This is a genomic window from Vibrio algarum, assembly GCF_028204155.1.
Classification (GTDB): domain Bacteria; phylum Pseudomonadota; class Gammaproteobacteria; order Enterobacterales; family Vibrionaceae; genus Vibrio; species Vibrio algarum.
The window spans coordinates 1,993,178-2,010,444 of sequence record NZ_JAQLOI010000001.1 but is presented as its reverse complement, the minus strand read 5'-3'; the positions used below and the strand labels follow the sequence as shown (position 1 = coordinate 2,010,444).

Sequence of the window (17,267 nt, the reverse complement as noted above, 5' to 3'; positions counted from 1 at the left end):
CGTTCTTATTTGGTGGCATGTCTTTCAAAAATATAGTTGGGCGCGGATTATACTGTGTTTTGAAGAGAGTGAAAACACGCAATTTATAAGAGCTATTAACAACCAAGCCTTACATAGAATAAGTTGCTATCAATAACTTCACATTTTATAAGATAACAGTTCGTTTCAAGCCCATGTGACGTGTTGTTATACTTAGTTGGCTGAAGGTAACCAAGGTAGAACTCTCGTTGTCGGCTCAGGTAGTTCTATATAATCACCAGGTTTCAAGTCTGACAATCTAATTCTAGCCTTACCGTCTACAATATCTACCGATAAACCATTTGAAAAATTCACCATGCCAGCACTTTGATCACTAAATTCTAGTGTTAAACCTTCAACATCTGGAGTAAACCAACTTGCAAACATCCCGCCTAGGTCAGCCAACATGCTTTGCATTTGAGGTAATAGTTTCTCAATATCTTTATAATAAACTTTGTTTGAAAGTGGTTCTTTAGTCATTACAACCATAGAAAAATCGCATCGCTTATCCATGGGGGTTTTGGCAAAGACTAAAGGGTTAGCTGATTTAAGATTACTGTCCAATGGCACTAATAGTTCTTTGCCATTAACGGGGGTCAGTTCTTCGTACTTTGATTGTTTTTCCATCCAAGCTTTTTCAATAGTACAGAGCTTTTTGGTATCTGCATTAGTAAAGAAAAACCCCACTTTCACATCTTCATGCCCTTCTTTCGCGTTATTCTTTAGCTGAGAGTATAACTTTGAATAGGTAAACATATATTCTTGTGCCGCGAGAGACGGTGCAAAACTAGCTACACCCATTGTACAAAGTAATGCCAAGATAGTTTTATTTTTCATATTATTATTTTTATCCAATTATTGGTTTTCAAGTCGACCGAGCGACAAAATTTGTTCAACAATCAATCTATCCAGAACTTATTGTTAGCGCGAATCATCGTCTGAAGGTCATTAATATAATCCTGACCTCGTTCTGAGTAACTAAGCAACCCCTGGGTCAATGCCATAGCAGTATCGACGCTCGTTAGGTCTTTTCCGTTTGTGGCTAAATCTGATCGGATGCTACGTAATGCGGCATATGCTCGATTGCGGTTAACATTCATAAAGTAGCCATGCACAGATTTGGTTACTGAATCGAACTTAGCCACTTCGTGAGTCGCTCCTTCCTGTCGCTTAAGAGGTACTAGACCACATCCCGCTTTGTAACACCACTGACCAAAATAATTATTGGCTTGAATTGCAAAGCGAGACGTCCCCCATGCCGATTCATTTGCCGCTTGGGTAAGAACAAGAGCTTTTGGCAAAACATTCACTTTTATTAGCATTTCATTTAGCCAATCTTGTGTCACGCCTTCGGTTGGTATGCTCGAGTAATATCGCTCCCCAAGTTTACGTATATATTCGACATCGTTGGACGAAAGGGACTCAGTTCGAAATGACTTTTCAATACTTATTAAGCGCTCTCGTTCTTTCAATATTAATTGGTTTTGTAACTGAATTTGAGGGCCTAAAAAATCAAAGAACGCCTGTTTTTTTTCATTAACATCAGAAATGGATGCAAAATCAGGCGTGCTAGTAGGTAGGACCACCGTTTCAAAATCAGGATCTAGTCCTAATTTTTGCTGTCGTGCTATTAAAACTGTTACTGCTACTAAAACAATAGTGAGTATAAACAGCCATCTAGATGAGTTACGCATCAAAAGTGTCGGAACCTTTCTTGTGACCAGAAGTCTCGTTGTCTGAATCCGGCTTATTTTGGCCGCCCTCATAGGGTTCATCATTGTTATCAATATTGCTGTTTTCGCCGATAGTCTCTTTATCTTGGTTACGATTGAGCTCTTGTTGGTCTTCATCGGTAGCAATGATTTTCAATGAAACACCAAACATATTGCGATAAATGATGCCTTTTGCGTGGAAGAAAAACGGCAAGGTAAAAATAAGGAAAAATCCATAAAATATCGCTGACAAAAACATTAACGTAGTTAGAAATAAATAAATGCCGCCGAGCGGAATAAGTTTCTTATTGACTGCACGAATTGACAGAAAGAGAGCCTGCATTGGAGGTATACGTTTTTCGCATATCAATAGTATCGCATTGCTAAATGCCACCGAAAAATACATTGAAAGCATTGGCAATAGCATGCCTGCTACACCTTGTATGATAAGGCTCATCAGTGTTGCGAGGATAACCGGAACCGTAAAAGCTAATCCTTTAAGGATATGATTTGGTTTGGTGAACAATCCCGCCGTATGGCTCATTGCCATCAGTGATACGCCTGCATAAATAGGCGCCGAGATGACTTCGTAACTAAAGTTTGCGATGAAAATCGCTTCTATTATGCTTTGATCAAATGTTTCAGGATTTTGAAACATTTGTAAAATAATAGATGGATCGCCAAGTTGTAATTTTAACGCGATATAGAAGATAGCAACCTGAACAATTAAAAGAGCAATAATTGCAGGAGAGAACGAAACAAAGTTCTTTACTGTGTACTTCCAAGCTTCTTGAAGCACTGCGCCCGCTTTTAGCTCATACTTACCTGTTAAAGCCGTTTCAATAGAACCGCCCAAGTTAAAGTTTTTCTCTATGTTTTTAGTCATTTTTCATTCCGAGCGCGGTATTAAACTAACGACGGCGCTCTTGGTTAATGCAAATATGCCGGTTAGTATACTGAAATAGTTTACATTCTTGAAACACTAACTTGTTTATGTTTATTAACGTGAAGATCGTACGCAAAAATAGACAGAAATGAACAAAATAATATTAGTAATTAAATTGTCATTTTTCGAGCTAAAAAGCCTTTGAAATTTTAAGATAGAAGACTATTATTCGCTCAACATTTATGCTGAACACTTCTAAACTATTTTTTCTATTAGAGGTATGACAGATAGAGTACCGTTTTTCAATGTTACGGAGCAAATTAGGCGTTGAATCAAATAATATCCCCCTCTACACCAGTTGTAAGCTTAACCGGAATTTCTAAAAGTTTTGACGGGAAGCAAATCATAAATAATCTTGATTTAAAGGTGAATCACGGTGAGTTTCTTACTATTTTGGGCCCTTCCGGCTGCGGTAAGACAACCGTTCTCAGACTTATCGCGGGTTTTGAACAAGTAGATGTTGGCACCATCTCCATTGAACGTGACATTGTAACCGAAATACCTTCAGAAAAGCGCCCGGTCAATACAGTTTTTCAAAGTTACGCGCTATTTCCGCACATGACGGTGTTTGAAAATGTTGCGTTTGGACTTCGAATGCAAAAAGTGTCGGCCTCAGAAATAGAACCACGGGTCTTAGAATCCTTAAGAATGGTTAGGCTAGAGGAATTTGCTTATAGAGAACCTCAGCAATTATCCGGAGGACAACAGCAGAGAGTCGCTATTGCACGCGCTGTTGTAAACAAACCTAAGGTGCTTTTACTAGATGAATCGCTATCAGCACTCGATTATAAACTGCGTAAGCAGATGCAAATCGAGTTAAAGCAACTACAACGCAAACTTGGAATCACCTTTATTTTTGTCACCCATGACCAAGAAGAAGCTCTTTCCATGTCAGACCGAATAATCGTAATGCGTGACGGGATGATCGAACAAGATGGGACTCCTAAAGAGATTTACGAAGAACCTAAAAACCTTTTTGTTGCCCGTTTTATTGGCGAAATAAACGTATTTAAGTCTAAAGCAGTAAAACGTATCGATAAAAAACGAGTTCTAGTAACTATAGATGGCATTGAATCCATTATTTATTACGAACAGGAGTTTTCGCCTAACGAAGAACTACAAATCCTGTTGCGCCCGGAAGATTTAAGACTAGAAGAAATTAAAGAAACAGAGTCTAAGGGGATTGTTGGTTATGTACGCGAAAGAACATATAAAGGCATGACATTAGATTCTGTAGTCGAACTAGTAAACGGCGAACGAGTTATGGTTAGCGAGTTTTTTAATGAAGATGACCCTGATGTTGATCACTCTCTTGGTCAAAAAGTGGCTGTTACATGGGTAGAAAGTTGGGAAGTGGTATTAAAAGATGAACAGCAAGATTAGCCTTCAAAAAGCGATTATTTCGTTAATCGTAATTTGGTTAACGCTATTTGTAATGTTACCTAACGTTATGATTATCGTTACCAGTTTTCTTACAAGAGATGAAGCGAATCTTATTGAGATGACTTTTACTCTCGATAATTATGCTCGTTTATTCGACCCGTTGTATTTGAAAGTATTGAGCCACTCTTTTTATATGGCCATTATTGCAACGGCTCTGTGTCTCGTTATCGGTTACCCATTTGCCTATATCGTTGCGAAAATGCCAATTAAAGCGCGCCCTTTAATGTTGTTTTTAGTTATCGTTCCATTTTGGACTAACTCTTTGATACGAACCTACGGCTTAAAAATTGTGCTTGGGACACAAGGAATACTAAACAAAAGTTTGCTCGCTCTAGAAATCATCGAAAAACCGATCCGGTTGATGTATACGGAGACAGCCGTGATGATAGGTCTAGTTTACGTCCTTTTACCATTTATAATCTTGCCTTTGTACTCAGCCATTGAGAAATTGGATGACACCTATGTTGAAGCGGCAAGAGATCTTGGTGCAAATAAGTTGCAGACCTTTCTCCGGGTAACGCTACCTCTTACCATGCCGGGTATTATTGGTGGCTGCTTGTTGGTTCTTTTACCCGCACTTGGGATGTTTTACGTTTCCGACCTACTAGGCGGAGCTAAAAATCTGTTGATCGGCAACGTTATAAAAAGCCAAGTACTGAATAGCCGAGATTGGCCGTTTGGTGCCGCTACTAGTATTGCGTTAACAGCGGCTATGGCAATAATGTTGTACGTTTACTATAGCGTTGGAAAAATGATCAACCGCAAAGGAACAATGTAAAGATGAAACGCATTATTAACTTCAGTTTTGTTAGCTTAGTGTACTTGTTCTTATACCTGCCTATTATTGTTCTTATTTTAAATTCATTTAATGCCAGTAAATTTGGTATGAAATGGGGTGGATGGACACTAAAATGGTATGAATCATTGTTGAACAATGACAGTTTAATGCAAGCAGCTTGGCACTCAATAAATATAGCTGTGTATTCCGCCACCGTCGCCACGATAATAGGAAGTTTAACTGCTGTTGCTTTGTTTCGTTACCGCTTTAAAGGCAAGCGCATGGTAAATGGTTTGCTTTTCATCGTAATGATGTCGCCAGACATTGTAATGGCTATCTCTTTATTAGCGTTGTTTTTAGTTATTGGTGCTCAACTTGGCTTTGTTACCTTGTTTATCGCGCATATAACGTTTTGCCTGCCGTTTGTCGTTGTCACGGTCTATAGCCGTTTAAAAGGTTTCGATGTTAAAATGTTGGAAGCTGCAAAAGATCTTGGTGCCGGTGAATGGGTCATCTTAAAACAGATACTACTGCCTTTAGCAATGCCTGCTGTCGTAGGTGGTTGGCTACTTAGTTTTACACTATCTTTAGATGACGTGATTATAAGTTCGTTTGTTACCGGCCCTGCTTACGAAATATTACCGCTTAAGATATATTCAATGGTCAAGGTTGGTATCTCTCCGGAGGTGAACGCTCTAGCCACATTGATGCTTGTGGTGTCACTCGTTATGGTGATACTTTCGCAAGCCATCGCTAGAGAAAAATTAAGTAGATCTAATTCGATTGCAAAGTTATAAACTTCGTTTAATATTCAGCGCGAACGATCTACTAGATAAACCACTATTCAAAGAGTATTGCTCTTTGAATAGTACAATCAACATAGTTGGAAAAATGATGAATAACTGGTCTAAAATTTTTTCGAGCGCCCTTTGCGCCGCTACACTATCTGTAAGTGCTTATGCCGCAGATAATGAACTCTATTTTTATAACTGGTCTGAATACATTCCCAATTCCGTCTTAGAAGACTTCACAAAAGAGACTGGAATAAAGGTTATTTACTCAACATACGAGTCAAATGAAACTATGTATGCCAAGTTAAAGACACAAGGTAAAGGCTATGACTTAGTTGTGCCCTCAACTTATTTCGTGTCTAAAATGCGTAAAGAAAATATGTTGACTGAGATAGACAAATCCAAGCTAGCTCACTTTAAAGATCTTGACGAAAATTATCTTAACAAGTCGTTTGACCCTGATAACTCTTATTCTATTCCTTACATTTGGGGTGCAACCGGTATTGGTATAAACACCGATATGATGGATGAAGATTCAATTAAAAGCTGGGATGACTTCTGGGATCCTAAATGGGAAGGCCAACTAATGATGATGGACGACTCTCGTGAGTTTTTCCATATTGCATTGGTACGGTTGGGTTATTCTACTAACACAACCAATCCCGATGAAATTAAAGCCGCGTATAACGAACTCAAAAAGTTAATGCCAAATGTACTTGTGTTTAATTCCGACTTCCCTGCTAACCCATATTTAGCCGGCGAAACAGCGGTAGGTATGCTTTGGAACGGCTCCGCTTATATGGCACGCGAGGAAGGTGCAAATATCGATATTATCTGGCCAGAAAAAGGAACGATTTTCTGGATGGATAGCTTGGCAATACCAGCAGGCGCTCAAAACGTAGACGCAGCACATAAGATGATCGACTTTCTACTTCGCCCGGAAAATGCCGCAAAAATAGCTTTAGAAATCGGTTACCCTACTCCGGTTAAATCGGCTTATGACTTATTACCTAAAGAGTTTGCACAAGACACTAATATCTTCCCACCTCAAAAAGTGATGGATTCTGGTTTTTGGCAGGATGAAGTGGGTGAAGCAAGCGTACTTTATGAAGAATACTTCCAAAAGCTTAAAGTTGAACAGTAATAAGGTTTTGTGAACCAAATTAAAGCGGCGAAAGCCGCTTTTCTAATAGTTAAAATATACTAAGCTCTTTTGGCTTCAATATGAGTAAGTAGCTCATCTACTAGTTTCGGTACTTCGACACTCGCATTCCCGTATCTTTTTTCCTCAAATTCGCTCTCGACAGCCGATGGCTCTAGATTAATCTCAATTGTGTGAGCACCATGCATACGTGCATCATGAACAAAACCAGCAGCAGGATAAACTACACCTGAGGTTCCTATCGAAATAAACAAATCAACTTCTTCTAAAGCCGAATAAATATCCCCCATACGAAGCGGCATTTCCCCAAACCAAACAATATGTGGTCTCATTTGTACTGGTATTTGACAACAGTGGCAGAGTTCACCGGTTTCTATATCACCTTTGTGTTCTACGACCTGACCAGACTCTGAGCATCGTGCTTTAAGAAGCTCACCATGCATATGAATGATATTTTTGGTTCCCCCTCGCTCATGTAGATTGTCAATATTCTGAGTGATAACCGTTACCTTACCATCGATTTCTGCCTCTAAACGCCCCAAAGCGATATGAGCCAAATTTGGCCTAATATCTTCACTTTGAAGTTTTTGACGTCGTTTATTATAAAAATCTTGGACCAAATCAGGATTTGCATGAAAGCCCTCAGGCGTTGCAACATCTTCAATCCTATGATTTTCCCAAAGACCATCCTGTGCACGGAATGTTTTGATACCAGATTCAGCGGAGATACCAGCACCTGTTAAAATAACGATATTTTTATATGGAAATGACATGAGCTTCCCTTCACTTTACTATTTACCTATAAGTAAAGTTTAGCACTTAGGAAATACCACTAATAGAGATAGGGTTTTAGACTATAGTCGAAAAAAACGGCGAAATCGCCGTTTTTTATGAGAAATGAGATCTCGTAGCCTAATCTTCGTTGATAGAGCTAATCTTGTGTATCGCCAAATCTGCGCCTTTAAACTCATCTTCTTCGGATAAGCGGATCCCAACAAACTGGTTAAGTATACCGTAAACCAGCCCTGCCCCGATTAATGCAACAACAATACCCATTACTGTTCCTAGGATTTGTACTGTAAGGCTAATGCCACCTAAGCCACCTAGAGCAGATTGGCCAAAGATACCGGCAGCAATACCACCCCAAGCGCCACAAACACCATGAAGAGGCCACACACCTAACACGTCATCAAATTTAGTTTTATTTTGCATAAACGTAAACAACCATACAAAAAGCCCACCCGCAATAGCTCCAGTGATCAAAGCGCCGATTGGGTGCATTAAATCCGATCCTGCACAAACCGCAACTAAACCAGCTAAAGGGCCATTATGAATGAATCCAGGGTCATTTTTACCTACAACAAGTGCAGCAAGAATACCGCCTACCATTGCCATTAATGAATTCATCGCAACAAGACCACTAATGCCGTTAAGAGATTGTGCAGACATGACATTGAATCCAAACCAGCCAACAGACAGAATCCAAGCACCTAGTGCTAGAAACGGTATGTTAGATGGGGCAAAGTTTGTGTGTTTCCCTGCACGGATGCGACCCTTTCGCATTCCCAAAAAGATAACCGCAACAAGTGCTATCCATCCACCTACACCATGTACGACTACCGAGCCTGCAAAATCATGAAAACCTGCGCCAAATGTCGATTCAAACCACGACTGAACACCATAATTACCGTTCCAGATGATGCCTTCGAAAAATGGGTAAACAAAGCCGACAGTAAAAAAGGTTGCTATTAGAATCGGATAAAATCGAGCACGTTCAGCAATACCACCAGAAACTATCGCTGGAATAGCGGCTGCAAAGGTTAATAGAAAGAAAAATTTAACTAATTCATATCCATTTCCCGCAGACAATGTTTCCGCACTCGAGAAAAAATTAGCATCATATGCAACCCAATAGCCTATAAAGAAATAAGCGACAGCAGATACACCAAAATCTGCAAGAATTTTCACCAATGCATTGACTTGGTTTTTCTTTCTTACGGTACCCACTTCCAAGAAGGCGAAACCAGCGTGCATCAAAAACACCATAATCGCACCTAATAGCAAAAAAAGCGTGTCTGAACTTTGCGTTAATATTTGTACTGCACCATGAACTTCGTTAGCAGAAATACTCATTATAAATACTACTCCGTGTATACCGCACTATAGTTGTGCGTCGTATCTAATTTCTAACCAAAAATGGTCACTTCATTATTCTGGTAAATGTCTAAGCAATTAATGTTCCATAAATAATGTAACTACCAAATTGCGATATAGAAATTTATCTTATTGATAAATAGAAATATTTAATAATTGGCGCCATTTCCCCGGGTCGTCCTCATGTACTGAGTGCACTATAATGGTGCTTATCGCACTTTTATTGCACTCAATCGAAACGAGCAAGATGCGCAAAAATGGGTATATTTAGGAAGTGAAGTTTTTGTGGGCTCTTTTTTGTTAAGGTTTTTGCAATTACTAAACATGAGCGTTGATAATTCGCTATTGGTATTTTCATGCTACGCAAAAGCGACATCAGCAATCTGGACAGGCAGTTTATTTATGTGGTTCTGATACCACATGTTTTTTGAGGAATATACTGAAGGTTGAACCAACACCTACTTGTGATTTTACCTTTATTTTTCCACCAATTTGGTTAATTAAATTTTGAGATAACGCCAATCCCAATCCAGTACCATCTGATTTGGTCGTGTAGAATGGTTCAAAGATTTGACCAATATCATCAGAGCTAATTCCGCAGCCTTTATCTTGAACATGTATAATAACGCCTTCAACCTTTGCGTCTATTATCCAGTCTTCAGTAAAGACACTTAAAAATCCCCTTCCTAGCATAGCCTGCGTAGCATTCATGAGTATATTAATAAGAATTTGTAATAGCTGATTTCGTTTACACTGGACTAACTGACTATCTGAGAAGTGCGTTACGTAGTTTATAGTCGTTTTATGGGTACCCGTTCTAACCAGTATTATAGCTTCTTTCACAACATCCGAAACTTTTTCATCAGAGAGTGCTTCTGCCTCATTTCCAGCGCGACTATATTGAAGAAGGCTAGAGGTAATATAGGTAATACGATTTATCTGATTAACGATGTTATCAAGTTCTTTACGAATAGAAGGATCGACATTGGCAAAATCCATTTGCAAAAGTTGTACATTGCCCAATATTACTGTGATGGGGTTATTTATCTCATGGGCTATACCCGCGGTTAGCTTTCCGAGTGCGGCAAGTTTCTCATTGTTAATCAGTTTGTCTCTAGTTTCATTTAGTAACTCTATGTGCCCTTCTAATTCTCTGGTTTTATGATTTAATCTTTCAGTTCTAGAAACCACCTTGTACTCAAGTTGATCAGCTGCATTTTGTAGTTCTTTTTTTCTTGCCTCTAATTGATCTAACATGCTGTCAAATTGGATACTCAATTCCGTTAATTCGTGTTCATGGTCAAGTTCAAGATCGCCGATACGTTCATTTTTTCCATTTTTTACCAACCTTACTGTACGTGAAATCCGTTGAATTGGATAAAACAGGTCATTTGCATTTTTATATACCAGCCCGCCTGACACTAACAATACGATTAAAATAGTTCCGAAGATTTCGATAAGGTTTATGACATAGGTTTCAACAAACGGCCAAATCTCATAGCCAGTATATAGAATACCCACTATTATATTTTTATGGTCGTATATCGGTTGATAACCCGATATATACCAGTCATCGAATACAAAGGCTTTATCTATAAAGTCTTCTCCTTTGGTTAAAACCGCCTCTTTAACCACATTGGAGACTCTCGTTCCAAGAGCACGTCCACCATTGGTTTGGGAGAGAACATTCGTACTCACCCTAAGGTCACCCAAAAAATAGTTACCGTGCCGTGTTCAGAAGACTTATCATGAATATAGGGATAAATCAGGTCTCTATATTCATCCACAACGGAATGGTTATTATTGAACAATATTCCGCCGTCAAGATAGCCCATTAGCCTCCCATTCTCATCTCGCACTGGATAAACAGCTCGACTGACTAATCCCTCAGTAAGGAAAGTCTTGTCTTGTTGAATCAATACCTGTGCTTTGCCCGACAACTCAGGGGAAAATTGATCAAGCTTTTCCGAGGTCAGTACATCAAAAAAAGCGGGAGTTTGTGTATAACTAATATATAAAAACTCATTGTCTATTTTTTCTAACGGCACCCAGTTTACGAAATCAAACTGCTGAAATGGCTCTTGTGATTGAATCCAGTAATTGATCTCTTCAGAAGTGCTATTTTTGTCAAAAAGTTGTTTCTTAAAAGGGTATGAATTGGCGTAGCTACGAATCAAATCGTGCTGTCTTTCTTGCATTATCGTTATGCTATTCTGAACAATATTGAGTTTTTCAGACACATCATTTAAAGCACTTTGCCAAGTGTAATTAACGGTCCAGTAGAAAGACACTGCGACTAACGAGATCAAAGTGGTGATGATAGGAAGTGAAATCAGAAAAAATAGCCGGTATCTAAGAGTGGTTCTAATCTTTTTCTTTAGATTGCTATACATGATATCACCTGTTTATGAACTCCATTCCTTGAACTTTCTATCTAATGTTTTTCTAGATATTTTTAATTTTTTAGACGCGGCGGTTTTATTCCCGTCACAAACATCGACAACCTTAATTATGTGCGCTTTTTCGACGGCTTTTATTTCCCAGTCATCTGGATAACCATTCGTATCATGCTCAGTCAACATAGGCAGCGAAATACTGCCCGTGTTACTGCTAATTTTCATCATCTGTTGACGAGGAATAACGTCCTTTGAAATCTCTTGCCAATGATAAGAGAGCGGCTTGCCAGTCAGTATCGAGCGTTCTATCAAGTTACGGAGTTCTCTTATGTTTCCTGGCCAATGATATCCGTTCAGGGAATCTATCTCATAAGCATGCCATTCTGGAGCCGTTACCCCCTGCTCTCTTGCTAAAGTCTTTGCAAAATATGGAATTAATTGAATGAGATCGCTAGTTCTTTCTCTTAATGGTGTTACATAGATACTTAGAACGTTGAGCCGAAAGTATAAATCTTGACGAAACTCACCGTTTTCCACTTGTTTTTTTAGATCTTTGTTGGTCGCTGAAATGATTCTAACATCAGTAGTGAAAACTCTATTTGCACCTAATGGTCTAACTACTTGCTCTTCTAAAACTCTCAATAGAGCTGATTGGATACTTGCAGGAAGCTCGCTTACTTCATCTAAAAACAGCGTTCCACCATTTGCTAATCGCAACAAACCCTCACGACATTCTCCTGCGCCCATAGGGTTACAATATCCAAATAGTTCATTCGCTAGATTTGTTGCATCCATCCCACCGCAATTCAATGGCGCAAATGCCCCGTTACGCTCGCTTCTTAAATGAAGCTCTCGTGCAACGAGTTCTTTTCCTGTGCCTGACTCTCCCTGAATTAAGACGGCAGCTTTAGAGGGCGCATATTGGTTTATCTGTTTATTTAATGTACGGCTTTGTTTTGAATTACCTATGAGCGTATCGGATTGATATCTCAAGGCATCCCGCTTGAGTGCGGTATTAATCCGTTTTTGAACTCGATTGTCTACACATCGCTTAACCGCTGTATAGATCTGATCTAAATTAAATGGTTTAAGTATAAAATCACTTGCACCAAGTTTTAATGCTTTGATAGCCGTTTGTAAATTTGCATAACCAGTAATAAAAATAACATCTGTGCTATCAGCACTATCTTCAAATACTTCATACCAATCAATTCCAGACCGGTCAGGTAAATTGATATCGAGCATGATCACATCGTATTGATTTTTCAGCCGCAGTTGTTCAGCCTGCGAAACGCTTAAAGCTGTATCTATTTGCTGAAACAATTTCCTTAGTGCCTTCTGAAGCAGCTCGCAAATACCCGGATCATCATCAACGACTAATATTGAAATTCCTTGATACTGAATATCAATAGGCGTGGTATGGTCTGTGGTATACTTAGAGGTTGTTGGCATATAGGACAGCTAATTAAAAGGTTTAGAAAGATAAGAACATAGATATGCATTGCATAGGCAGAATTATATATAATCAGCTTCACTCATGCTAGCAGCTATTCAATTAATTGAATAAAATATAATCGAGTTCTTTATTAGTGATTGTTTAACAACGATTTTTAATTACATATTATTTTAAGAAAACAAATGAACAACAATTCAATAAGTTGGGTAATATTAGCCGGTGGGAAAGCTTCTAGAATGGGCGGAAGCGACAAAGGACTTTTAATGCTCAATGGCAAGACCCTTATAGAAACCGTGCATTCTCGGCTGTTTGACCAAGTTGACCAGATTCGAATTAACGCCAATCGGAATCAAGATCGCTATGGCAATTTTGCAAAGGTACACGGTGACGAGATTGGTGGATTTCAAGGTCCATTAGCTGGTATTCACGCATCATTAATCAGTGCAAATACTGACTGGGTAGGATTTACTCCTTGTGACACTCCAAATATTCCAAGAGATCTTGTACAGCGTCTAAGCCAGAACTTAGACTCCAAGGTAGATGTATACGTTGCTCATGATGGAAAATACGCGCAACCGGTATTCAGTATTTGGAATGTGCGTTCACTTCCCAAATTAGAAGATTTTCTGCACGCGGGTGATCGTAAAATAAAGCTATTATTAGAACAGTGCAACACTCAATATGTCGACTTTTCCGATAAACCAGAAACTTTCATCAACCTTAATACACCAGAAGAACTCACTCAATTCGGTAATAAAATGCAGATACCTGATTTACCTCTGCTCGGATTCGCAGCATACAGTGGAACCGGCAAGACGACGCTACTGGAAGCCATGCTTCCAAAAATTAAAGATCGTGGAGTGCGAGTTGCCGTGCTTAAACATGCCCATCACGATTTTGATTTAGATACACCGGGCAAAGACAGCTACAGACTTCGTAAAGCAGGAGCCAACCAGATGCTTGTTGCGTCAGGTAAAAGGCATGTATTGTTTACTGAAACGCCCGATGAAGAAGAGAATTTTGAATATCTATTGAATATGTTCGATCATACTAAATTGGACCTTATTCTGGTTGAGGGTTGTAAGACCCTCTCTTTTCCTAAGATAGAACTTCATCGAAATGCCGTTGGCAAACCTTGGTTGTATGACCAAGACGACTCAATAATTGCAATTGCTGCTGACGTTAAAGTTGAAAGCGCTTTACCACAACTAGATATCAATGATATTGACGGAATTACTGAGTTCGTAATTTCTTATGTAAACCAGTTTAACAAGGGTTAAAAATGGCCAGAACCATTCTTTATTTATACAAAAAACAAGAAAAAACACTTACATTTTCTTATGAGAAACATAGAACTATTCAAGAAGCAGTTGCAGAAGCGGAAGGGATAGATATTTCGGATTTTCTAAAAATGGAACAGCAAATAGAAGCGGTTTCTTCTACTAAAGCGGTTAGAGATTATCGAGACAATTACTTTAAAAAGCTGGGGTTTGGAAAAATAACGTTGGCTAAAAAAGAGAATCGTGGTGTAGGCGAAAAGTAACAACGATGGGGCATTACACCGCCTCACACCCGCGAAAGTAGGTATCTAAAATCAGCAAGATTCTCATTTATATTGGAATCTTGCTGATATTTAGGCATTCAGAGGACAGGATTATAATTTGCCCGGAATGTTTCAATTCTACTGTTTGATGTTTAGGAACGCAGCTCCGCGAACACCGCCAGAGTCACCATGTTTCGCTTTCATGATTTTAGGACACTTAGCAACAGACATAAGATATTTAGGAATTCGCTTTGGTAACTCTTGGTACAGAAGATCGTAGTTAGACAAACCACCGCCAAGCACAACCACATCAGGATCAAGACCTGTAAACAGGTTTGCAAAACAGATAGCAACAAGCTCCATAAAACGCTCTACATGCTCGACTGCATTAGCATCGCCCTCTGCTTGCGCTTTTATAATATCAATCGCTTTCTTTTTCTCGCCATAATAATGAGCATAAAGAAGTTCAAAGCCTCGGCCTGAAAGATAGTTATCTAAACACCCTTTTTTGTCGCAACCACAATCCAATAATGGTGCGGTACCAGTATCACCCAAATGGAACCATGCATCGATTGGTAGACGCATATGCCCTACTTCACCGGCAACGTTATTGTGGCCAGAAAAAATCTTACCATCGAAAACAAAACCACCGCCAAAACCAGTTCCAAGGATCAAGCCAGCTACCGATTTTTCGTTTTGTAGTTCTTCATCCCACGCTTCTGACAGTGCAAAACAGTTAGCATCATTCTCTATGAGAACTTTACGTCCAATTGCCTTTTCTAAATCAAAACGTAATGGTTTACCTTTCGCTGCTTTGATATTGACCGTTAATACGGTTCCATCGTCAGCACTTTCCATTCCAGGAAGACCCAGCCCGACTGTTCCTTCCGTTTCAAACTGCAGATCGTATTTCTTTACCATACCCGAAATAGTGTCTACCAGTAGTTGGTAATCATCACTGGGCGTTGGTACGCGTTCTGTCGCTACACGTTCTAATTTATCGTTAAAAGCACCAAATTCTATTTTTGTGCCGCCAACGTCAAAGCCGTAGTACATGGTTCTCTCCTAATTGCAGATTCCAAATAGGGAATCAAAAAATAAATGATAAAACCTTAGCATTATCCACAACACTACTCCTACATACCGTGACCTGAGCCTAGTTTTGCTGGGCAAAAATACTTAGTTGGTCAGTGAGTAAGCACTTAAAATGACACTTTGGAAGATAAGTAATTTGCAAGTGCTGGTCTCGTCAAATCAGAACGCATTCTGGTTTTACTTAATAAGTAACTTTCCTTAAACAACTCAAACCATAAACGTAGACCGTCCGCGGCACGCTCTTCTTTAACTAGGTCTAAAACAAAACTGGCGACTTCCGCTGTAGATAAATGATTTTCATTTTCAGATTTTCGCATTACATACTGTGATATGGTCTCTGGTTTGATCGATATTACGGGTAAGAGCTCTAAATAAGAGGACTTCCGAAAGATTTTTTTGCCTCTCGCCAACTGCTATCAATAAAAATCAAGAGTAACTTCTTGTCACCGTTGTGTACGTTAAATTCTGTAATATTGTTTTTATTTAAAATAAGTCTATTGTCGGTTATGTATTCTTCAGGAAAAACCACAACTGGTTGGTATTTCGGCGAATTAAGTAAGGTTAGCAGTTCTTCTTCTGGTTCCGTCCTGTTCCACTGAAAAGTGTATGTATCCTTTATGACATCAGCAATTAGTCGTCCTGTGTTGCTCGGTTTTAGTACCTCATTTTTTGACATTAAGATTAAGGCTGACACACCACAACTGATATTCGGTTGATATGAGCATATACAATATTGACGTTCAATTTGGCAGTACTTACAGCGTACAACTTTTGAACCTCGTGCATTAAACGCTTTTGTTGATATTGAATGTCGGTGTTCAATGAGTTTATGAACAGAATGTATGCGCATGTTTAATTGTCGGTGATTTTTTAGTAGAAAGTTGCGCCGATTGTACTTAGAGTAACGGTAATTTCAAATACATTAGGAATAGCTCATGGAAGATCCTTCGATTATACGGCTAACTTTTTTTATTGGAGCATTTTTACTGTTTGCAGTATGGGAGTGGCGTAAACCTAGAAAGCAACTCACTCAAAAAAAATGGATACGTTGGGTTAATAATTTGGGTTTAATTTTTTCCAACAGTGCAATGATAGCAGTTGTTATGCCAATACTTGCCTTCCAAGCCGCCCAAATAGCCGATGCACGGTCACTAGGTTTTTTCAATGTTGTTGACTTACCCTTCTGGATTACGGTGTTAATTTCAGTGTTACTATTGGATATGGCTATCTATATTCAACACTTAGTTTTCCATCGAGTTCCCCTGCTGTGGAGGCTTCATAGGGTTCATCATGCTGACCAAGATATTGACTTAACAACCGGTTCTCGATTCCACCCTATCGAAATCATACTCTCTGTTTGGATTAAGATCGGTGTGGTCATGTTGCTCGGTGCACCTGCATTAGCAGTGGTTATTTTTGAAGTTGTATTGAACGTTAGTGCCATGTTCAACCATAGCAATGCAAGAATGCCGTTAACATTAGATAAGTACTTAAGAAAAGTCATCGTCACGCCTGATATGCACCGTGTGCATCACTCAATTGTTATTCGTGAAACCCACTCTAATTTTGGTTTTTTCCTTTCAATTTGGGATAGGTTATTTAAGACCTATATAAGCCAACCAACTGGTGGACATGATGGCTGTGTAATAGGTGTCCCGCAGTTTAGAGAGGGGAGAGAACAGATTCTTGATAAGATGTTGACACAACCATTTAGGAATTAACGCGAAAAGGCTCTTGCAAGAGCCCTTTTTTATAAAAAATTAGCCAAAATTT

General features: G+C 39.1%; 15 protein-coding genes and 3 pseudogenes. 8 read left to right on the top strand and 10 right to left on the bottom strand.

What is annotated here, in order from left to right; all coding sequences use genetic code 11:
- Positions 1–192: 192 nt before the first annotated feature.
- The 3 genes from PGX00_RS09545 to PGX00_RS09535 form a co-directional block, all read right to left on the bottom strand.
- On the bottom strand, positions 193–855 hold the full coding sequence (locus PGX00_RS09545; protein ID WP_407702349.1) for a DUF2987 domain-containing protein: 663 nt from the start codon (positions 853–855) through the stop codon (positions 193–195).
- 62 nt (positions 856–917) lie between these two features.
- Positions 918–1,712, bottom strand: coding sequence for a glucosaminidase domain-containing protein (locus PGX00_RS09540; RefSeq protein WP_272135608.1), 795 nt, complete (start codon positions 1,710–1,712; stop codon positions 918–920).
- Positions 1,705–2,616: a DUF2189 domain-containing protein gene (locus PGX00_RS09535; protein WP_272135606.1), complete on the bottom strand. Its 912-nt coding sequence runs from the start codon at positions 2,614–2,616 to the stop codon at positions 1,705–1,707. Before PGX00_RS09535 ends, PGX00_RS09540 begins: the two co-directional genes overlap by 8 nt.
- Before the next feature lie 327 nt (positions 2,617–2,943).
- Here PGX00_RS09535 and potA point away from each other — a divergent pair, with 327 nt between their 5' ends.
- The 4 genes from potA (at position 2,944) to PGX00_RS09515 (ending at position 6,832) form a co-directional block, all read left to right on the top strand.
- Positions 2,944–4,059, top strand: a complete 1,116-nt coding sequence (gene potA / locus PGX00_RS09530) for a spermidine/putrescine ABC transporter ATP-binding protein PotA (RefSeq protein ID WP_272135604.1) — start codon at positions 2,944–2,946, stop codon at positions 4,057–4,059.
- Positions 4,043–4,897, top strand: a complete 855-nt coding sequence (gene potB, locus PGX00_RS09525) for a spermidine/putrescine ABC transporter permease PotB (RefSeq protein ID WP_272135602.1) — start codon at positions 4,043–4,045, stop codon at positions 4,895–4,897. The genes potA and potB overlap by 17 nt, the downstream gene beginning before the upstream one ends.
- Positions 4,898–4,899: 2 nt before the next feature.
- Positions 4,900–5,694 carry a spermidine/putrescine ABC transporter permease PotC gene (potC, locus tag PGX00_RS09520; RefSeq protein WP_272135600.1) on the top strand — a complete coding sequence of 265 codons (795 nt, stop codon included), beginning with the start codon at positions 4,900–4,902 and terminating at the stop codon, positions 5,692–5,694.
- A 97-nt stretch (positions 5,695–5,791) separates the two neighbouring features.
- On the top strand, positions 5,792–6,832 hold the full coding sequence (locus PGX00_RS09515) for an extracellular solute-binding protein (protein WP_272135598.1): 1,041 nt from the start codon (positions 5,792–5,794) through the stop codon (positions 6,830–6,832).
- 59 nt (positions 6,833–6,891) lie between these two features.
- Here the strand turns inward: PGX00_RS09515 and cobB are convergent, their stop codons facing one another.
- The 5 genes from cobB to PGX00_RS09490 all read right to left on the bottom strand — a co-directional run bounded on the left by cobB (position 6,892) and on the right by PGX00_RS09490 (position 12,852).
- Positions 6,892–7,623: a Sir2 family NAD+-dependent deacetylase gene (cobB, locus tag PGX00_RS09510; RefSeq protein ID WP_272135597.1), complete on the bottom strand. Its 732-nt coding sequence runs from the start codon at positions 7,621–7,623 to the stop codon at positions 6,892–6,894.
- Positions 7,624–7,762: 139 nt separating this feature from the next.
- Complete coding sequence (locus tag PGX00_RS09505; RefSeq protein WP_272135595.1) at positions 7,763–8,983, bottom strand: ammonium transporter; 1,221 nt, start codon at positions 8,981–8,983, stop codon at positions 7,763–7,765.
- Positions 8,984–9,400: 417 nt separating this feature from the next.
- On the bottom strand, positions 9,401–10,702 hold the full coding sequence (locus tag PGX00_RS09500; protein WP_272135594.1) for a sensor histidine kinase: 1,302 nt from the start codon (positions 10,700–10,702) through the stop codon (positions 9,401–9,403).
- Positions 10,699–11,397 carry a hypothetical protein gene (locus PGX00_RS09495; protein ID WP_272135592.1) on the bottom strand — a complete coding sequence of 233 codons (699 nt, stop codon included), beginning with the start codon at positions 11,395–11,397 and terminating at the stop codon, positions 10,699–10,701. The genes PGX00_RS09500 and PGX00_RS09495 overlap by 4 nt, the downstream gene beginning before the upstream one ends.
- Positions 11,398–11,409: 12 nt before the next feature.
- Entirely contained in the window at positions 11,410–12,852 is a 1,443-nt protein-coding gene (locus tag PGX00_RS09490) for a sigma-54-dependent transcriptional regulator (protein WP_272135590.1), read from the bottom strand.
- 186 nt (positions 12,853–13,038) lie between these two features.
- Here PGX00_RS09490 and mobA point away from each other — a divergent pair.
- The 3 genes and pseudogenes from mobA to PGX00_RS09475 form a co-directional block, all read left to right on the top strand.
- A pseudogene (gene mobA, locus PGX00_RS09485) lies at positions 13,039–13,608 on the top strand (molybdenum cofactor guanylyltransferase MobA); the annotation flags it as partial.
- 6 nt (positions 13,609–13,614) lie between these two features.
- A pseudogene (gene mobB, locus PGX00_RS09480) lies at positions 13,615–14,130 on the top strand (molybdopterin-guanine dinucleotide biosynthesis protein B); the annotation flags it as partial.
- 8 nt (positions 14,131–14,138) lie between these two features.
- The gene (locus tag PGX00_RS09475) at positions 14,139–14,399 is read left to right on the top strand and encodes a DUF2960 family protein (RefSeq protein WP_272135588.1); all 261 of its coding nucleotides are present in this window, start codon (positions 14,139–14,141) and stop codon (positions 14,397–14,399) included.
- Positions 14,400–14,537: 138 nt separating this feature from the next.
- Here the strand turns inward: PGX00_RS09475 and nagK are convergent, their stop codons facing one another.
- Complete coding sequence (gene nagK, locus PGX00_RS09470; protein WP_272135586.1) at positions 14,538–15,455, bottom strand: N-acetylglucosamine kinase; 918 nt, start codon at positions 15,453–15,455, stop codon at positions 14,538–14,540.
- Positions 15,456–15,601: 146 nt separating this feature from the next.
- A pseudogene (locus tag PGX00_RS09465) lies at positions 15,602–16,344 on the bottom strand (tRNA-uridine aminocarboxypropyltransferase).
- Between the two features lie 85 nt (positions 16,345–16,429).
- Between PGX00_RS09465 and PGX00_RS09460 the strand changes: the two are divergent.
- Positions 16,430–17,215, top strand: a complete 786-nt coding sequence (locus tag PGX00_RS09460) for a sterol desaturase family protein (RefSeq protein WP_272135584.1) — start codon at positions 16,430–16,432, stop codon at positions 17,213–17,215.
- Positions 17,216–17,267 lie beyond the last annotated feature (52 nt).

Excerpts from the sequence above, each read along its gene's own strand:
- PGX00_RS09535 (WP_272135606.1), bottom strand. The coding sequence starts at position 2,616 with ATGACTAAAAACATAGAGAAAAACTTTAACTTGGGCGGTTCTATTGAA.
- potB (WP_272135602.1), top strand. The coding sequence starts at position 4,043 with ATGAACAGCAAGATTAGCCTTCAAAAAGCGATTATTTCGTTAATCGTA.
- nagK (WP_272135586.1), bottom strand. The coding sequence starts at position 15,455 with ATGTACTACGGCTTTGACGTTGGCGGCACAAAAATAGAATTTGGTGCT.
- PGX00_RS09475 (WP_272135588.1), top strand. The coding sequence starts at position 14,139 with ATGGCCAGAACCATTCTTTATTTATACAAAAAACAAGAAAAAACACTT.
- PGX00_RS09515 (WP_272135598.1), top strand. The coding sequence starts at position 5,792 with ATGAATAACTGGTCTAAAATTTTTTCGAGCGCCCTTTGCGCCGCTACA.
- PGX00_RS09540 (WP_272135608.1), bottom strand. The coding sequence starts at position 1,712 with ATGCGTAACTCATCTAGATGGCTGTTTATACTCACTATTGTTTTAGTA.
- cobB (WP_272135597.1), bottom strand. The coding sequence starts at position 7,623 with ATGTCATTTCCATATAAAAATATCGTTATTTTAACAGGTGCTGGTATC.
- PGX00_RS09545 (WP_407702349.1), bottom strand. The coding sequence starts at position 855 with ATGAAAAATAAAACTATCTTGGCATTACTTTGTACAATGGGTGTAGCT.
- PGX00_RS09490 (WP_272135590.1), bottom strand. The coding sequence starts at position 12,852 with ATGCCAACAACCTCTAAGTATACCACAGACCATACCACGCCTATTGAT.
- PGX00_RS09460 (WP_272135584.1), top strand. The coding sequence starts at position 16,430 with ATGGAAGATCCTTCGATTATACGGCTAACTTTTTTTATTGGAGCATTT.
- potC (WP_272135600.1), top strand. The coding sequence starts at position 4,900 with ATGAAACGCATTATTAACTTCAGTTTTGTTAGCTTAGTGTACTTGTTC.
- PGX00_RS09495 (WP_272135592.1), bottom strand. The coding sequence starts at position 11,397 with ATGTATAGCAATCTAAAGAAAAAGATTAGAACCACTCTTAGATACCGG.
- PGX00_RS09505 (WP_272135595.1), bottom strand. The coding sequence starts at position 8,983 with ATGAGTATTTCTGCTAACGAAGTTCATGGTGCAGTACAAATATTAACG.